This is a genomic window from Micromonospora sp. NPDC023956, from assembly GCF_040639195.1.
Classification (GTDB): Bacteria; Actinomycetota; Actinomycetes; order Mycobacteriales; family Micromonosporaceae; genus Micromonospora.
This window is the reverse complement of the sequence record NZ_JBEZZN010000010.1, coordinates 104348-121198: the sequence shown is the minus strand read 5'-3', so window position 1 is coordinate 121198 and position 16851 is coordinate 104348. Positions and strand designations below refer to the sequence as shown.

16 protein-coding genes are annotated in these 16851 nt (G+C 70.7%); 12 read left to right on the top strand and 4 right to left on the bottom strand.

The annotated features are described in order from the left end of the window. The first annotated feature begins 232 nt into the window (after positions 1 to 232). The 5 genes from AB0F58_RS20250 (at position 233) to AB0F58_RS20230 (ending at position 4977) form a co-directional block, all read left to right on the top strand. Positions 233 to 850, top strand: coding sequence for a TetR/AcrR family transcriptional regulator (locus AB0F58_RS20250; RefSeq protein WP_357144883.1), 618 nt, complete (start codon positions 233 to 235; stop codon positions 848 to 850). Continuing rightward, positions 847 to 1644 carry an NAD(P)H-dependent oxidoreductase gene (locus tag AB0F58_RS20245; protein ID WP_357144880.1) on the top strand — a complete coding sequence of 266 codons (798 nt, stop codon included), beginning with the start codon at positions 847 to 849 and terminating at the stop codon, positions 1642 to 1644. Before AB0F58_RS20250 ends, AB0F58_RS20245 begins: the two co-directional genes overlap by 4 nt. A 454-nt stretch (positions 1645 to 2098) precedes the next feature. Beyond that, the gene (locus AB0F58_RS20240; protein ID WP_357144878.1) at positions 2099 to 3061 is read left to right on the top strand and encodes a hypothetical protein; all 963 of its coding nucleotides are present in this window, start codon (positions 2099 to 2101) and stop codon (positions 3059 to 3061) included. 179 nt (positions 3062 to 3240) lie between these two features. Further along, entirely contained in the window at positions 3241 to 3903 is a 663-nt protein-coding gene (locus tag AB0F58_RS20235) for a pentapeptide repeat-containing protein (RefSeq protein WP_357144875.1), read from the top strand. A gap of 138 nt (positions 3904 to 4041) precedes the next feature. Next, positions 4042 to 4977, top strand: coding sequence for a DUF998 domain-containing protein (locus AB0F58_RS20230; protein ID WP_357144872.1), 936 nt, complete (start codon positions 4042 to 4044; stop codon positions 4975 to 4977). Positions 4978 to 5065: 88 nt separating this feature from the next. Here AB0F58_RS20230 and AB0F58_RS20225 read toward each other — a convergent pair whose 3' ends face one another. Both AB0F58_RS20225 and AB0F58_RS20220 read right to left on the bottom strand, forming a co-directional pair. Beyond that, positions 5066 to 6733, bottom strand: a complete 1668-nt coding sequence (locus tag AB0F58_RS20225) for a cellulose binding domain-containing protein (protein ID WP_357144870.1) — start codon at positions 6731 to 6733, stop codon at positions 5066 to 5068. 433 nt (positions 6734 to 7166) lie between these two features. Further along, a complete protein-coding gene (locus AB0F58_RS20220; RefSeq protein ID WP_357144867.1) occupies positions 7167 to 8183 on the bottom strand; it encodes a BadF/BadG/BcrA/BcrD ATPase family protein in 1017 nt (338 codons plus the stop codon). A gap of 39 nt (positions 8184 to 8222) precedes the next feature. Here AB0F58_RS20220 and AB0F58_RS20215 point away from each other — a divergent pair, with 39 nt between their 5' ends. The 6 genes from AB0F58_RS20215 (at position 8223) to AB0F58_RS20190 (ending at position 14375) form a co-directional block, all read left to right on the top strand. Then, positions 8223 to 9134, top strand: a complete 912-nt coding sequence (locus AB0F58_RS20215) for a MurR/RpiR family transcriptional regulator (protein ID WP_357144864.1) — start codon at positions 8223 to 8225, stop codon at positions 9132 to 9134. Then, positions 9131 to 9880, top strand: coding sequence for an SIS domain-containing protein (locus AB0F58_RS20210; protein WP_357144861.1), 750 nt, complete (start codon positions 9131 to 9133; stop codon positions 9878 to 9880). Before AB0F58_RS20215 ends, AB0F58_RS20210 begins: the two co-directional genes overlap by 4 nt. A 17-nt stretch (positions 9881 to 9897) precedes the next feature. After that, the gene (ngcE, locus tag AB0F58_RS20205; RefSeq protein WP_357144858.1) at positions 9898 to 11322 is read left to right on the top strand and encodes an N-acetylglucosamine/diacetylchitobiose ABC transporter substrate-binding protein; all 1425 of its coding nucleotides are present in this window, start codon (positions 9898 to 9900) and stop codon (positions 11320 to 11322) included. A 2-nt stretch (positions 11323 to 11324) separates the two neighbouring features. Next, positions 11325 to 12251, top strand: a complete 927-nt coding sequence (locus AB0F58_RS20200; protein ID WP_357144855.1) for a sugar ABC transporter permease — start codon at positions 11325 to 11327, stop codon at positions 12249 to 12251. After that, complete coding sequence (locus AB0F58_RS20195; protein ID WP_357144852.1) at positions 12248 to 13129, top strand: carbohydrate ABC transporter permease; 882 nt, start codon at positions 12248 to 12250, stop codon at positions 13127 to 13129. The genes AB0F58_RS20200 and AB0F58_RS20195 overlap by 4 nt, the downstream gene beginning before the upstream one ends. 85 nt (positions 13130 to 13214) lie before the next feature. Next, positions 13215 to 14375, top strand: coding sequence for a carbohydrate-binding protein (locus AB0F58_RS20190; RefSeq protein WP_357144849.1), 1161 nt, complete (start codon positions 13215 to 13217; stop codon positions 14373 to 14375). A 201-nt stretch (positions 14376 to 14576) separates the two neighbouring features. Here the strand turns inward: AB0F58_RS20190 and AB0F58_RS20185 are convergent, their stop codons facing one another. Further along, positions 14577 to 14876 carry a hypothetical protein gene (locus AB0F58_RS20185; RefSeq protein WP_357144846.1) on the bottom strand — a complete coding sequence of 100 codons (300 nt, stop codon included), beginning with the start codon at positions 14874 to 14876 and terminating at the stop codon, positions 14577 to 14579. 421 nt (positions 14877 to 15297) lie between these two features. Here AB0F58_RS20185 and AB0F58_RS20180 point away from each other — a divergent pair, with 421 nt between their 5' ends. Beyond that, positions 15298 to 16128, top strand: coding sequence for a DUF2690 domain-containing protein (locus AB0F58_RS20180; protein WP_357144843.1), 831 nt, complete (start codon positions 15298 to 15300; stop codon positions 16126 to 16128). A gap of 61 nt (positions 16129 to 16189) precedes the next feature. On the opposite strand, the gene AB0F58_RS20175 is transcribed toward AB0F58_RS20180, so the two are convergent. Beyond that, positions 16190 to 16810 carry a YdeI/OmpD-associated family protein gene (locus tag AB0F58_RS20175; RefSeq protein WP_357144841.1) on the bottom strand — a complete coding sequence of 207 codons (621 nt, stop codon included), beginning with the start codon at positions 16808 to 16810 and terminating at the stop codon, positions 16190 to 16192. Between the last annotated feature and the right edge of the window lie 41 nt (positions 16811 to 16851).

The window sequence follows — 16851 nt, the reverse complement described above, 5'->3', positions numbered from 1 at the left end:
CAGCATTGCCACGCTGCCTGCGATGTCGAGGATGCAGTGGTTCCGATGGTAACGACGTCTGCTGCCATGAGCAGCGGAGACAACCACGCTGACCGGGCAAGGCATGGATGTATACCGCGCGGCCCGCTGCCGACGTCGTGTCCACCGGAGCGAAGAGCCACATCCGATCGAAGTTACTTGTGGTAACTTACTAGAAGTAACTTGTGGTGATCTTGGTGTGGAAGGAGTTCGGGTGAGTGAGCTGCCCGCGGCCGGCCCGCGCCGCAGGATGTCCAAGCAGCAGCGGCACACCCAACTACTGCAGGTCGCCCGCGAGCTCATCCGCGACGCCGGCACCGGCGAGTTCACCCTCGCCCGGCTCGCCGACCGCGCCGGAGTGACCAAACCCCTGGTCTACGACCACTTCGGTGACCGAGGCGGCATCCTCGCCGAGCTGTACCGCGAGTTCGAGGCCCGCCAGCGCGAGACGCTGCGCGCCGCGCTCGAGGAAGCCGAGCCCGACCTGCCGAGGGTGGCGGACCTGGTTGCGGGGGCATACATCGACTGCTGCCTTGCCGAAGGCCGAGAGCTGGCCGACGTCGTCGCCGCGCTGACCGGCTCAGCCACCCTCAGCCGGCTACGCCAGGAGGCCGAAGAGGCCTACCTCGACATGTGCCGCGAGGCACTCACGCCCCTGGCCGGCCCCATCGACACGGCAGGATTGCAGGCCATCGTCGGCGCCGGCGACGCCCTCGCCCGCAGCGCCCTCGACAACCGGATCAGCCCCGAGCGCGCCCGCGACGCGCTTGCCCGCGTCGTCACGGCGGTCGCCACCGAGAACCGACACCCCACGAGCGAGGAGACCCCATGACGATCACCCATACCCCCGAGACAGGCAACGCCCTCTGGGTGTACGCGCATCCCCGCCGGGGATCCTTCAACGCTCACCTCCTCCAGGCGGGCACCGAGGCTCTGGCCGCTCGCTACCGGGTGCAGACGTCCGATTTGTACGCGCAGGGCTTCGACCCTGTTCTCAGCGACCGCGACCTCGGTGAGCTGGCCGCGAATCCCGGCAACATCGCCGAACTGGCCGGCGAGGCGTACACCCGCGGCGAACTGCCCGCCGACGTGCGCGACGAGCAGGCGAAACTGGCCGCGGCCGAGCTGTTGGTCATCCAGTTCCCGTTGTGGTGGTACGGGCCGCCCGCGATCCTCAAAGGTTGGTTCGACCGAGTACTCACCAGTGGATTCGCGTACGGTGACCTCGATGACGATGGGCTGCCGCGCCGCTACGGCGACGGCGGCCTCGCCGGGCGCCGGGCGTTGATCGTGGTGACCGCCGGCGAAGACGCCGCATCGATCGGCCCGCGCGGTATCAGCGGCGACATCGATTCCCTGCTGTTCCCCGTCACCCACGGCGTGCTCTGGTACGTCGGCATCGACGTGGTCGACCTGCACGTCGTCCACGATGCCGACAGTCTGGACACCGCCGCTGTCGAACGCGAGACCACGCGACTACGAGAGCGGCTGCGCACCGTCGACACCGAGCCCACCCTGCCGTTCCGACGCCTGCGCGATGGCGACTACCACGGGACCCGGGCCCTCCGCGAGGATCTACTGCCAGGGCGTACCGATCTCGGCATTCACTCCGCCCACGGAGCCTGAGAGACGATCGGTGAGCCAGAGTGGGCTCTGTCTATGTGATGGTGCTGCGCCACCATGGCCCGGGGCCGACCGATGACCGGCTGGCGGGTGATCATCCGTGCGGCGTCTCGCGGGGTGCTCGGTGGGTCCTCGGGAGCGGTTGGACCGTCACGGCTGCCGGTGGACAGGGGCGTGGCGGTGGACGTCCGAGCGGGGCTTCGGCCGGACCAGGCGCGGCAGCACGTGCTGTCACCGCAGGCTTCCGCCGTCACCGCCGCTGACCGGCGTCGGTGCAACGCCGCGTTGACGGCTGGGCAGCCGACTCAGGCAACCCCGTCCGGTCACCCGCCCGGTGTCTGTCTGGGCCTCGGGGAGCTTCGCGTTTCGCGGGCCGGTTGCGCAGGCGCCGTCCTCCGGGCGGCCGCAACTGCACGTGGCCCCGGCGGCCCCACGGAGCGGTACTACGCTCCGTTGCATGCCTGAAGATCATGCGTACGGTGTGCGGCTCTTCGTCCCGGGGACCGCGACCACGATGGCCCAGTGGCAGGCCCCGCTCGGACGTTCCGGGCTGACGCTGGAGGGCCAGTCGCTCACGTCGCAGAGCTTCGGCTTCCGCGGGATGGTGGAGTGGGTAGGTAACGACGGCTCGTTCGGACAGGCATTCGGTCACGGCACGATGTCGGTGGAGGAGCAGCGTGCCGTCGGAGGGGCCGGAAGCGCCCTGGTCCTGGATCTGCCGGTGTACCTCGGTGAGGCGGCAGGCAAGGTAGCGATGCTGATCGCCGCGCTGGGCGACGCAGGAGCGCTCGGAGTGCGACTGGAGCAGTCGAAGCTGGGCTGGCCCGTCACCCGGTGGGTTCAGGTTCTCGAGAGTGGCGACCCGTGGTCGCTCTACCGCTGCGCCGTCGTGGTGCTACAGGAACGCGGTGTGTCGCGATCCTGCGGCATGCACGCGTTCGGGTTGCCGGATGCGCAGGTCGAGGCCCTCTCATCCGAAGCCAACCAGATCCTTGGCTCGTTCAACGTGTACCAACTGGCAGAGAACCCCGTGTTGGTCAGCGGCGATGCCTTCCGGCCCGACCTGGAGACCCCTCGCCGCCGCCTCGAGCGCTGGCCCGATGACGGGTACCCGCCGGGCCACGCGTGCCACAACCCCTTCGGCGTCTGGCGTCTGGGCAACGAGGGAGGTGAGGCGGACTCGCGGAGCGGGCGCCGGCCCGTGTTCGTTCCCGCGCTGGTGGCCGTCCTCACCGCCGCCGAGGAGAGGGCCGGTCGGCGCCTCCGCCGCGAGGAGGTGGAACGCCTCACTGGCGAAGGTGTCTGCATGATGATGACCCACGCCGATGCTCAGAAGCTCGAACGCAGCCGAGGTTATGCGGACCTTGAGCCGGAGCTGGTCTGGAGGCAGTGGCAGGTCCTACGCGAGTCCCGAGGCTGACATCGTCGTGACCCAGCACGCATACCAAGTCGACGTGGCAGCCTGACAGGACATCACCTGCTACCGGCTGGTGCCGGCCCTGACCTGCGTTCACCGTGGCCGGCTCGACCTGCTGGCCGACCATGACCCGCTGCCGGGTGGGCAGGCGACGCCGCAGGACTACCGAGGGTAGAGGACACATGCGGACCACCACAGTTGGCAACCTGCGGATCCTGCTCCCGGATCTCGACCCCGACGACCTCGACAGCACCAGCGACCTGAGCGACGACCTCAGCGACGCCGCCGTGGCCGGCGCTTCCCGGCGCGGCGCTGCGCTCGACGGTATCCGGGTCCGCAGCAGCCGGATCACCGGCGTGGACCTCAGCGAGAGCGCCTGGGAGACAGGAACCCTCTTCGGTTGCGAGATCACCGGCACCGACTTCTCCGGCGCCACCCTGTCCGGCGTCGCCATCGAGCGCTGCGCCGTCACCGGCTGCCGGTTCACCGGCACCGGACTCACCGACATCCGGCTGAAGGACGTCCTGTTCGAGGGATGCCGCTTCGACTACGCCACCTTCATCCGGGTCACCGCCGCCGGCGCCGTGGCCTTCGTCGACTGCATCCTCACCGACGCCACCTGGTCGTCCTGCCGACTCCCCGACACCGTCCTCCGGTCCTGCCAACTGGCCCGTCTCGAACTCGAAGCCTGCCAGCTCCACGGCGCCGACCTCCGGGGCAATTCGCTGCACGATCTGAAGACCAGTCTCGGCAACCTGCACGGGGTCACCGTCGACGAGGACCAGCTCCCCGACATCACCCACCTGGCCGTCACCGAGCTCAACCTCACGGTGCAGCGACGATGACCCAGGGACGCAAGCCCTCCGTCGATGATCACGTGCCCTGGAACGGGGCACCCCGCAGGCTCTGCTGTCCCGTAACCATCAGGCGTACCGACAGGTCCCCGTATGAAGCCTCGCCCTCCTGCGGCGTCCGGCGGTGAAGTGACCACGCTGAAGCCCTTGATCTGTTCGAACTCGGCCCGCAACTCCGCCGCCGGGGGTGGCACGGCTTCGGCAGCGTCTAGCCGACACGGACCCGAGCGGCACCGGTGGCTCGTCCGCCGTCACCGCGTCCACCTGCAGAAATGCGACCGCTACGAGGTGGGCGAAACCGTCATTGCCGGTTACGATGATCAAGATCAAGATCCGGCGCATGATCCGTCCGTGGCGTTCTCCCCCGCGTCGCCGACCGTCAGGAGGAGGACCACCATGCCCTCGTACGCCACAGCGCCACCCCGCTCGATGCCTCGTGTCGGGGCCCTGATGTGGCTGGTTCAGCCCCTCTACATCGCCTGCGAGCTGGTCGCGGCGGCGGCCGCCACCGCGCCGTACAGCCTGATGGACAACACGATCAGTGACCTCGGGGCAACCACGTGCACCACCATCGCGTACCCGTATGGAGACATCCCGGTCTGCTCACCCCTGAATCTGCTCGTCAACGGCGCGTTCGTGGGTTTCGGCCTGCTGATGGCGCTCGGAGCGGTGCTGCTCCGAGGGTGGCTTCCCCGAGGCGCCGCAGCGACGACCGCCGTGGTGCTGTGGGTCGTCACGGGGCTCAGCTCGATCGCAACCGGATTGGTGCCGCTGGACCGGGACCTGGAACTGCACGTACTTGTGGCCCTGCCCGCCTTTGTCACGCAGTTCCTGGCACTGCTCGTCACCGCCTACGTTGTGAGGCACCGTCGAGGCCCGTCGCGAGCGGCCCTGCTCGCGGGCGTGGTTTCGCTCGTGGGTCTCGTCGCGTTCCTCGCGCGCACCGGCAGCGCCGAACTCGGTGGCTTGTTCGAGCGGCTGGCGCTGTGGCCGGGCTATCTCTGGCTGCCGGTCCTCGCCGTCGTCGTCCTGCGTGAGCGGCGCCCCGTGGACCCGGCACGCTAGAGCCGCGTCACGCAGCCACGAACGGGCAGTCTGGTTGGCGCATCCCCGGAAGGGCCCCTACTCGAGAAGCGACGCGAGGGGCCCTTCCTCACCGGCAGGGAGCGCCGTTGAGGGAGAAGCTCGTGGGGGTCGGGTTGCTGCCGCTCCACGTACCCTGGAAGCCGAACGAGACGCTCGCGCCGGCCGCGATCGTGCCGTTCCAACTGGCGTTGCGGATCGTGACGGCGGAGCCGGACTGGGCGTAGGTGGCGCTCCAGAGCGTGGTGATCCGCTGGTCACCCGGGAACGCGAAGGCCAGGGTCCAGCCGTTGACGGCGGTCGTGGCAGTGTTCTTGATCGTGACGTTGGCGATGAGCCCGCCGGACCATTCCGACTGCTTCTGGTAGGTCACCGCGCAGGTGGGGCTGGGTGGCGGAGTGGTCGGACCGGTCGGCGGGTCGACCCGGACCTCGTTGGTCGCGATCGACACGTTGCCCGCCGCGTCCCGGGCCCTCACGTAGTAGTGGTTGGGCACGGACGGCGCGAGTGACACCGTGTGGCTGGTGCCCGGCACGGTGGCCACCAGCGTCGAGGTGAAGGCCCCGTCCCAGCGGTAGACGTCGTAGCCGGTCACTCCGACGTCGTCCGTCGAAGGCGTCCAGTTCAGCTTGGCCGACATGGTGGTCACGTCGCTGACGGTCAACGGCCCCGGGGCGCTCGGGGGTACGGTGTCAGGGCCGGCGTCGGTCGCCGGGGTGACGATGGTGAGCGGATCCGACCACTGTGAATTGTGCCCGCCCGAGTCGCTGGCCTGCACGATGAAGCGATACTGCGTGGCCGGCCTGAGTGTGATCGTGGCTGTGGTGACGTTGCCGACCCGGACGGAATCCCCCAGGTCGCGGAACGCCTGGAAGTATCCGATCGTGTGTCCGGTGATGTCGCAGCAGCCGGGCTCGGCCGCCGTCCAGGTCAGGGTGACCGACGTCGAGGTGATCCGGCTGACCGCCACGTTCCTCGGCGCGGTCGGCGGAAGGTCGGCCGGGGGCGTCGGGTTGGTCGCGTCGACCGTGTTGGACGCGGCCGACAGGTTACCCGCGGCGTCCTTGGCGCGTACGTAGAACTGGATGTGCGGGCCGGGTCCCGTCGTGCCCGAGGGCGGCAGCTGGTACGTCGTCGACGTGGCGGTGCCGAGCAGCGTGGTGGTGTACCAGCCGTCGAACCGGTAGACGTGGTAACCGGTCACACCGACGTTGTCCGGCGCAGCCGACCAGTACAGCGTGCCATTCCGGTTGGTCAGGCTCGTCGGCGAGCCCGGTGGCACGGTGTCCGGGCCGCTGTCGGTGGCCGGAGCCACCACGATGATCTGGTTCGACCAGGGGGAGGTGTGTCCCGTCGAGTCCTTGGCCGCGACCCTGATGTTGTACTGGCGGGTCGGCGAGATGTTGATCGTGGCCGTGGTGACGTTTCCGACCGTCACGGTCGGGATCGCGTCGGTGAACGGCTCCGGGTACATGATGGTGTAGTTGGTGATGGCGCAGCAGCCGGGGGTGGAGGCGGTCCAGCTCAGGGTGACCGACGTCGAGGTCACCATGGTGGCTCTGAGCAGCGCGGGCGGGGTCGGCGGCGCCGGTGTGACGGGCGGGGTCGATGGCGGGACGGTGCTCGCCAGCGTCGACCCGGCGCCGGCCGCGGGTGTGGTGACCAGACCCGCACCCAGCACCGCGACCGGCAGGGCGGCGGCGGCCACGACGGCCGGCCACACGCGACGGAACGACAACCTGGGACTAGGGTCCACCATGCGTCGACAATGTCGTTACGGATAGATGCGCGTCAAGGCGCTACTCGGCAGCTGAGATGCGCGACGATGCAGCGTGGGACGCAGCCGCGGGCGCTGGTTTGCCGCCGGCCGCCGGCGAGCGGCTCGATGCGAGCGACGTCTTCACCCCACTGCCCGAGTGCCTCCCACCCCATCCACCGCATCTTACGGAGACGCCTCCGGCAAGGGGCCACGGTGCCGAGGAGGTAGGAGGATCACGCCGGCGGCGCGGACCCGCGTCACGCTGGCGATGTAGGAGAGGTCCGGTTCGGTCTGCGTCTCGCCCACGCGACCGACCCTACGGGGCACGCCCCCAGCACGTATGCCGTTACCGCAGGAGGACGGGCGTGCCGGGTCCGCCGACGGTCCGCCCCTGCTGTCGCTGGCGGGGCGTTCACGGTGCCGACGGTGCCGTCACCGGGTCCGCCCGGTGGGGCGTGACGAACGCGCGGTGCTCGGCGGCGGTGGGGGTGAGGTCGCGGGCGGCGAGCCAGGCCGCTGCCTCGGCGGGGTCGCCGGCGATGGTCGCCGGGCGGTTCAGCCGGGCCAGCAGCGCGGTGCGGATCTCCGGCGGGCCGGTGAGCAGACCGCCGGCCAGGACGAGCGGTCCGGCGCCGGGCGCGACGGCGCGCACGGTGGCGGCGAGCCGGTCGGCGGCCGTCCCGATCAGCCGGTGGGCGTCGGGGTCGCCGGCCCGGACCGCGTCGAGGACGAGCGGGGCCAGCCCCGCCACCCGGTGCCGGGGCAACGTGTAGAACGCGGTGACGAATCCGTCGCCCGTCGGGTCTCCCGTCGGAGCGGCGGCGCCGCGTACGGCGGTGGACACGGCATCGACCAGCGGCCCGCTCACGTCACGGCCGGCGGTCAGCGCCCGTGCGGTCAGCCGGGCCGCTTCGAGGCCGAGCCAGAAGCCGCCGCCCTCGTCGCCCAGCAGCCAGCCCAGCCCGTCGACGGTGTGGCCCACCGAGTGTTCGACGATCCGTACCGCGACTGCTCCGGTCCCGGCGATCAGCACCGTGCCCGACCGCGCCGGTGTGCCGGCGGCGAACGCCGCCACCGCGTCGCCCACCGTGCGTAGCGGGCAGTGCAGCCCGGTCGCCCGCCAGGCGTCCGCGTAGCACGCCGCCGCCGCCGGACGGTCCAGGGCCGACCGTCCGGCCAGCGCCACCACGGCCCCCGCCACCCGCGCGGGATCGCGCCCGGCGAGAGCCTCCCGGACCGCCGCGACCAGCGCGGCTGCGGCGTCGGCCGGTGGTCGGGCGACCGGGTTGCCGGCGCCGGCCCGACCGCGCCCGACGATCCGCCCGTCGGGCGTCGCCACCACCACCCGGGTCGCCGAGCCGCCGCAGTCGGCGCCGGCAACGAGAGGTGTCGATGTGCAAAGTATTGACACATTCGAATGTTCAATCATAATTTTGCTCATCACAAGGGTGAGCCGAAAGGAATGCTGATGGCCGGGACCGGGTTGCTGGGTCGTGTCCGCACCGAGCTGCCGACCCTGCCCGAAGCCCTCCAGCGGGTCGGTGAGCGGCTCCTCGGCGACCCCGAGGAGACCGCCCGGTCCACGATCGTCGACCTCGCCGAGCGGGCGGGTACCTCGACCGCCACGGTCACCCGCTTCTGCCGCACCTTCGGCTACCGGGGCTACGCCGAGCTGCGGGTCGCCGTGGCCACCGAAACCGGCCGGGCGGCGCAGGCCCGGTGGGACACCGACATCGACCGCGAGATCGGCCCCGACGATCCGCTCAGTCACCTGCTGGACGTCGTCGCGTCGGCCGACGGGCGGGCGATCCAGGACACCGCCGGCCAGGTCGACCTCGCCGCCGTCGACCGGGTGGCCGCCGCCGTCGCCGAGGCGCGCCGGGTCGAGCTGTTCGGTCTGGGCAGCTCCGGCAACGCGGCCCGGGAGATGGCGTTCCGCCTCGAACGGATCCGGGTGCCGTGCTGGCACCGTCCCGACCCGCACACCGCGCTCACCAACGCCGCGCTGCTGGAAGTGGGTGACGTGGCGATCGGGCTGTCGCACAGCGGCCGTACCCGCGAGGTCATCGAGGTGCTCGCCGAGGCGGCCGACCACGGCGCGCTGACCGTCGCGGTCACCTCGTTCCCGCGCTCGCCGCTGGCCGAGATGGCCGACGTGGTGCTGACGACCGCGGTGCAGGAGACGACGTTCCGCCTCGCCGCGCTGTCGGCGCTGCACTCCCAGTTGCTCGTGCTCGACCTGATCTACGTCGCGGTCGCGCAGCGCACGTACCGCCGTACCACCGAGGCCTTCGAGGTGACCGCCCGAGCGGTCGCCGCCCACCGCCTGCCCGACGAGAGCCGCCGGCCCCGGCGGCGTCACCGACCGGAGGAACGATGATCGGCGCCCAGGAGTACCTCGCCGCGGTCAACGCCGCGATCGCGCAGGTGGCCGCCACCCAGTCCGACGCCGTACGGCGCGCCGCCGACCTGATCACCGCGGCGCTGCGGGCCGGTGGCGTGGTGCAGGCGTTCGGCAGCGGCCACTCCGAGGCGCTGGCCATGGAGATCGCCGGACGGGCCGGCGGCCTCGTGCCGACCAACAAGATCGCGCTACGTGACATCGTCCTCTACGGCGGGGCCGAGCGGGCCGCCCTCGACGACCCGTTCCTCGAGCGCGACCCGGCCGTCGCCCACCGCCTCTACGAGCTGGCTCCGGTCAAGCCGGACGACGTGTTCGTGATCGCGTCGAGTTCGGGCGTCAACGGCGTCGTGGTGGAGTTGGCGAGCGTCGTCCGGGACCACGGTCACCGACTGGTCGCGATCACGTCGCTCGCCCACACCAACGCCGTCGAGTCGCGTCACCCGAGCGGCCGGCGACTGGGCGACCTCGCCGACGTGGTGCTCGACAACGGCGCCCCGTTCGGTGACGCCGCCCTGCCGATCGACGGTGGGGGAGCGGTCGGCGCGATCTCGTCCATCACCGGTGCCCTGCTGGCCCAGCAGGTCGTGTGCGAGGTGGTGGCCCGGCTGGTCGCCGCCGGCGAGACGCCCCCGGTCTACCTGTCGGCGAACATCCCCGGCGGCGACCGGCACAACCAGGAGCTGGAGGCCCGGTACGCGGGGCGCATCCGACGTACCGCCTAGAGAAGGCGAGCTCAGTCATGAACCTCTCTTCTTCCTCCCACCGACGACACTCGACCACCCGGCGCACCGTCCTGCGGACGACCGCGGCCGTCGCCGCGACCGTGCCCCTGGCCGGCTGCGTGACCGCCGGCGGGGGTGACGACGACGCGCCGGCCGCCGAGGGCGCGAGGAGCGCCGACAACCCGCTCGGTGTGCCCGACGCGGCACCGCTCGAGGTCGTCATCTTCAAGGGCGGCTACGGCGACGAGTACGCCCGGCACGCCGAGCAGCTCTACCGGGACCGGCACCCGGGCGCGACGGTCGACCACAAGGGCATCCAGAAGGTGGGCGAGGCGCTCCAACCGCGGTTCGTCGCCGACACCCCGCCGGACGTCGTCGACAACACCGGCGCCGGACGGCTCGACCTGGCCACCCTGGTCGCCGCCGACAAGCTCACCGACCTGAACGAGCTGCTCGACGCCCCGGCGCTCGACGGCGGCGGCGCGAAGGTACGCGACACCCTGCTGCCGGGGGTGGTCGAGGACGGCACCTTCGACCGCGTACCGCGCGCCCTCAACTTCACCTACACCGTCTGGGGGCTGTGGTACTCCCGGCCGCTGTTCGCCCGAAACGGCTGGACGTTCCCGACGACCTGGGACGCCATGCTGACCCTCTGCGCCGAGATCAAGAAGACCGGCGCGGCGCCGTGGACGTACCAGGGCAAGTACCCGGAGTACCTCAACGACCCGCTGTTGGCCATGGCCGCCAAGGCCGGCGGGATGGACCTCGTCAAGGCGGTCGACAACCTCGAACCCCGGGCCTGGAAGCAGCCGGCGTTGCTCGACGCGGCCGCCGCGATCGCCGAGCTGGCCGGGCGCGGCTACCTCCTGCCCGGCTCGGAGGCGCTGTCGCACACCGAGTCGCAGGCGGCGTGGTGCCAGGGACGCGCCGCGATCATCCCCTGTGGATCGTGGCTGGAAGCCGAGCAGAAGGGCGTGGCCCCGGACGGATTCGACATGGTGATGGCCCCGGTGCCGGCCCTCGGTGGCGGCGACCGGATGCCGGCGAACAGCCTGCAGGCGACCAGCAGCGAGTCGTTCGTCGTGCCGGCCAGGGCGAAGAACCGACGGGGTGGTCTCGATTTCCTCCGCATCCTCTTCTCGAAGCCGGCCGCCCGGCGGTTCGCCGAACTGAACTCCGCCCTGCCCACGGTGGCCGGCGCGACCGACGGCCTCACCCTGTCCAGCGGGCTCGGCTCGGTGCGGGGCGCCGTCGACGCCGCCGCCGCGAACACCTTCGCCTACCGCTTCCGCACCTGGTACGCGCCCCTGGCCAAGGCGGTCGACGACGCCACCGGCGAGCTGGCCACCCGACGCGTCACGCCGGCCCAGTGGGCCGACCGGATCCAGCGGGCGGCGGACCGCGTCGCGGCCGACAGCTCCGTCACCAGATACGAGCGGTAGCGATGACCACCGTCCGGTCCGGCCGGAGCCGGTTCCTCGCCGCCGCGATCCTGCCCGCCCTCGCCCTGTACGCGGTCTTCGTGCTCTCGCCGTACGCGCAGGCGTTCTACCTGGCCCTCACCGACTGGACCGGGGTGTCCGGCGAGGCGAGCTTCGTCGGGCTGGACAACTTCCGCCGGCTGGTCGACGACCCGCTGTTCCGTGCGTCGTTGCGCAACAACGCGCTGATGCTCCTCGTCGTGCCGGCGGTCACCATCGGCCTCGGGCTGCTGCTGGCCGCGCTGGTCTCGTTCGGCGGACGCGGCGGAGCCGCCGGACCGTCCGCCGTCCGGGGCGGCGAGGTGTACCGGGTGGCGTACTTCCTGCCGCAGGTGCTCGCGCTGCCGATCGTCGCGGTGCTCTGGCAGTTCGTCTACAACCCGACCGACGGGCTGCTCAACGGGTTCCTGCGCGGGGTCGGGCTCGACGCGCTGGCCCGGAGCTGGCTCGGCGACCCGGCCGTCGCGCTGTGGGCGGTGATGGCGGTGCTGATCTGGTCGTCGGTCGGCTTCTACATGGTCCTCTTCGGCGCCGCGATGGAGTCGATCCCGCGCGAGGTGCTGGAGGCGGCGGTACTGGACGGCGCCGGGCGCCTCGCCGTCCTGTGGCGGGTCGTCGTGCCGCTGCTGTGGGACAACGTCCAGGTCGCGTTCGTCTACCTCGGCGTGCTCGCCCTGGACGGCTTCGCGGTGGTGCAGATCATGACCGTCGGTCCGGGCGGGCCGGACGGAGCGACCGAGGTGATGGGCCTCGGGCTGTACCGCAACGCCTTCACGTACGGGCGGTTCGGTTACGCCGCGGCCATGGGTGTCGCGCTGTTCTTCCTCACGCTCGCCGTCGCCGTGGTGGCGCTGCGGGCCGGACGCCGGGAGCAGGTGGAGTACACATGACGACCGTCGTCGAACGACCCGTCGGGGCGCGACCCGCGCCGCCCGCCCGGCGTCGCCGCCGGAGCGGCACCTGGGGCCCGCACGTCTTCCTGGTGACCTGGGCGGCGATCGTCACGGTACCCCTGCTCTGGGCGGTGGTCAGCTCGCTCAAGACCGACCGCGAGATCCTCACCAGCCCGTGGACGCTGCCGGAGCAGCCGCGCTTCGACAACTGGTCGCGCGCCTGGGAACAGGCCTCCATCGGCCGGTACGTCGGCAACAGCGCGATCGTGGTGGGCGCCGCGCTCCTGCTCACCATGGTGCTGGGCTCGACCGTCGCCTACGCCCTCGCCCGCTACCCGTTCCGGGGCAACCGGATCGTCTACTACACGTTCGTCTCCGGACTGCTCTTCCCGGTCTTCCTGGCCCTGGTGCCGCTCTTCTTCGTGGTCGAGCAGCTCGGCCTGCTCGGCACGTACCCCGGTCTGATCCTGGTCTACACCGCGTACGCGTTACCGTTCACCGTCTTCTTCCTGCACGCGTTCTTCCGGTCGCTGCCGACCGCGCTCGCCGAGGCGGCGTTCCTCGACGGCTGTTCGCACTGGGGCGTTCTCGTCCGGGTGATGCTGCCGCTGGCCCGACCCGGCCTGATCAGCATCACCATCTTCAACTTCCTGGGGCTGTGGAACCAGTACCTGCTCCCGCTGGTGCTCAATCCCGACCCCGACCGGTACGTGCTCGCCCAGGGGTTGGCCGCGCTGTCGGTCAGCCAGGGTTACCGCAGCGACTGGAGCGGCCTGTTCGCCGGCCTCACCATCGCGATGCTGCCGGTGCTCGCCGCGTACGTGCTCTTCCAACGGCAGATCCGCACGGGCCTCACCGCGGGGGCGATCAGGTAGGCCCTTCCGATGGGTTCCACCGCGCGGGCGGTCGTCGTCGCCCGGCCGCGCGTATCCCTTTCCCTCCCACCGTGAGGAGACCCCCATGTCACGGAGACCCCGCGTGGGTTTCGCCGCCATCTCGGCGGCGGCGCTCACCGCCGTCGCCGCGTTCGCCGCAGTCGGCCCGGGTGGCAGCGCCACCGCCGCGGCCGAGACCTGCGGCGTGCTGTTCGACGACTTCGCGTACGCGTCGTCGGCCGATCCCGCGCTGCCGGCCCGTAGCTGGACGGTACGCACCAACGCCGGTGGCCCCGGCGTGCCGGGCGCCTCGTGGCCGGCGTCCAACATCTCGTTTCCGACCTCCGGCGGCCAGAAGGTGCTCCAGCTCGCCGCCTCCACCAACGGAACCGCCGCCGGTACCAGCCACGCCGAGCTGTTCCAGCGCCGGGCCTTCTTCGAGGGCACCTACGCCGCCCGGGTGCGCTTCACCGACGCGCCGGTCGCCGGCAACGACGGCGACCGGCTCGTCGAGACGTTCTTCACGATCACCCCGCTCGACCGTCCGATGGACCCGAACTACGGTGAGATCGACTTCGAGTACCTGCCCAACGGGGGGTGGGGCGAACAGGGCCCGATCTTCTACCAGACCACCTGGGAGACGTACCAGAACGAGCCCTGGGTGGCCGACAACATCCACACCGCGCAGCGCACCAGCTTCGACGGCTGGCACGACCTGGTCTTCACCGTCTCGGCGGGTCGGGTCAAGTACTACGTGGACGGTCGGCTGGTGGCCGACCACGGCGACAAGTACTACCCGGAAACGCCGATGTCGATCAACTTCAACCTCTGGTTCATCGACCTGGTCACCCACACCGGCGGGCTGAGCACCTACCACCAGCAGGTCGACTGGCTGTACTACGCCGACCGGCAGGTGCTGACGCCGGCCGAGGTGGCGACGCGGGTGGCCGGGCAGCGATCGGCCGGCAGAACGCACACCGACACGGTCGGCACGGGCGGTACCTGCCCGACCCCGCCGCCGACCACTGCGCCGACGACACCGCCCCCGACCACCGCGCCGCCGACGACACCGCCCCCGACGACCCCGCCGGCAAACTGTGCCGGCGTCCCGGCCTGGGACCGCAACACGGTGTACCTCGGCGGGCAGCGGGTGCGGCACAACGGCCGGCTCTGGCAGGCGAACTGGTGGACGCTCGGCTCCGAGCCGGGGCTCACCGCACAGTGGCGCGACCTGGGCAGCTGCTGAATCCGGTACGGGGAGGCGCCGCCGTCACCGGGCGGCGGCGCCCCTACCGCCCGCGACCGTTGCTCAGCCGACGACGCGAGCTGTCCAGCGAAGCGGCGACACCGCCCGTGCCACGACCCCCCTCGTCTGCATCGTCGTTTCGAAACTGACAGGGTGAACGTCCCGAGCGGAGCGACGACGTCGGGACGAAGGCGCGAACCGCTAGGCGCAGACGCGTGCTCCGTTGGTGTGGAAGTTGAGCGTGCCGAAGTCCGACGACAACCACGCCTGCACGCACGCCGTGCTCTGCGAGTTCACCAGGCGCAGGTAAGGCGACCAGGCGCTTGTTCCGCCGCTGCCCGTGCGTACCTCGTGGTCGAGCGAGCCTGCTCGACGGCCCTCCGACTCGACGATCTGCTCCACGGTCACCGGGCTGGAGTACATCCCGCCGTACATGAGGACCCGCGACCAGTTGCCGTGACAGGACCACGACCACCGGAGCTGGAGTTCACCGATCTTCATGCCCGCGAGGTGGCCACGAGATCCGTAGATAGGCGCGGTAGCGACAGTGCTGGGGCTTGAGCAACCTGAGGGGTCGCCGTCACCCCCGAAGCTCGACGCCTGTGCCGGAGCCGCGCCGATGACGGTGACGGCGCTGCCAACCACGATCGCGGTGGCAGCCGCAGTCAGGAACCTAATGGAGGGACGACGTCGATCCGAGATGGACTTGTTCTTCATTGACGTTCTCCTAACCGGATGGGATGCGCGGCGCCGCGTCTGCGCGCGCCGCCGTGCCGGGTGTGGAACGTCCAAGGCGGCGACCGCCACGCGAGTGATTCGCTGTGGGCGGCGCATCCCGGACATCCTGAACTGAAGCTGTTCAGCTGTTCATTCACCAGATGGATGGAGAAGTGAATAGCGGGTACGGCACACTGGTGGGGCTGTGGGGGATCCGCCCGGCGGCGAGGAGGGCGTCGTGCAACACGAGTCGGCTCGGCAGGACCAAGGCGACTCGGTTGAGCGTTTTGTGGGTGATCTACGCAGGCTGCGCGACGACCTCGAGGTGCCGCCGACGTGGGACGCGATGGTCCACCGCGCGAAGACTCGCGGTGTACGAGTCAGCAAGAGCACCCTTCACAAGGTCACGAAACTCGAAGGGCTGCCCTCCGAGTTGGCGGTGCGCGGCTACCTGACCGCCCTGAGCAAGGATCCCGCCCAGGTCGACCGGTGGGTGGCTCGACGTACGGCGCTGGTCGCGCTGCCCGACGAGCATGACACCGCGGAGTTCACGACGCGATCAGCGAGTCGGACTCGACGGCGGTGGTGGGCAGCGGTCGCGGCTACGCTGCTGATCACCAACGTCCTGACCGGATTCGTCGTGCACCGCAACTCCACGCCTGACCCGAACCCCGTATTGGCAGCGACCGGTGACAACCCACTGGACACGCCATGCCTGGAGGACGCGAAAGTCGCGACAAGCACTAACGCGAACCAGCAGTTCCTGTTGGAGATCCTGTTCTCGGTCACATGCCGCGCCGCGTGGGCTCGTATCACCCGAGCAGACGACAGCGCGCTGGGCAACCACGTCGAGGTCGTCATCTACCGCAGGTCTGACCCTGACGGGAGCACCCGTCAGGAAGCCGTGGAGCCCGACGTGAAGTCGGCCTTCACTACCTTGATCGTGCGCGCCGACCCGACGGACCGGCTCTGTGCGACGGGAGCCGTGGTCACCAACGAGACGCGGTCCGGCGCCGTAGAACCGATCTGCACCTGACCACCACCGCAGGCGGCCCGCCTCCTGGAGAGGGCGCGACCGCCGGTTGGCACGTTCCGGATCAGGAAGATGTCGACGACGGCGAGGTCGGCGGCTTGGCCTTCTGCGGGTAGATCGTCTCGTGGCGGGCCAGCATGGCGACGAACTCGCCGATCTTCCGCTCACGGGTCTGGGCCCGTTTGACGGCGTTGAGGCGGTGGATGAGGGCGAACCGGTTGGTCTTGGTGAGTACGTCGAACATGGCCTGGGCGGCGGGGTCGGCGGTGATGGCGGCGAGGAGGTCGGCCGGCACCTCGGCTTCCGACGGCGGGGCGTAGGCGGCTGCCCATCGCCCGTCCGCCTTCGCGGCTTCCACTGCGGCGCGGCCCGAGGGCTGCATTCGCCCCTGTGCCTCGAGCCGGGCCACGTGCGTGACGTTCCGTTGTGACCAGGAACTGCGGGACCGGCGAGGGGTGAACCGGATCCAGGAGGTTTCCTGATCCCGTTTACGGGCCTGCCCGTCGATCCAGCCGAAGCACAGGGCCTCGTCGACCGCCTGCTGCCAGGTCAGCGTCGTGACCGTGCCGCCCTTCTTGGTCAGGGCGAGCCAGACACCGGGCGACGTGGTGTGGTTGGCCGACAACCACACGCGCAGCGCGTCAGCGTCCGCGACGATCAACTCATCCAGTTCGGCGCTCCCCATGCCGGCAGGTTAACGCGTAACCGACAGGGCCGGGCCTGACC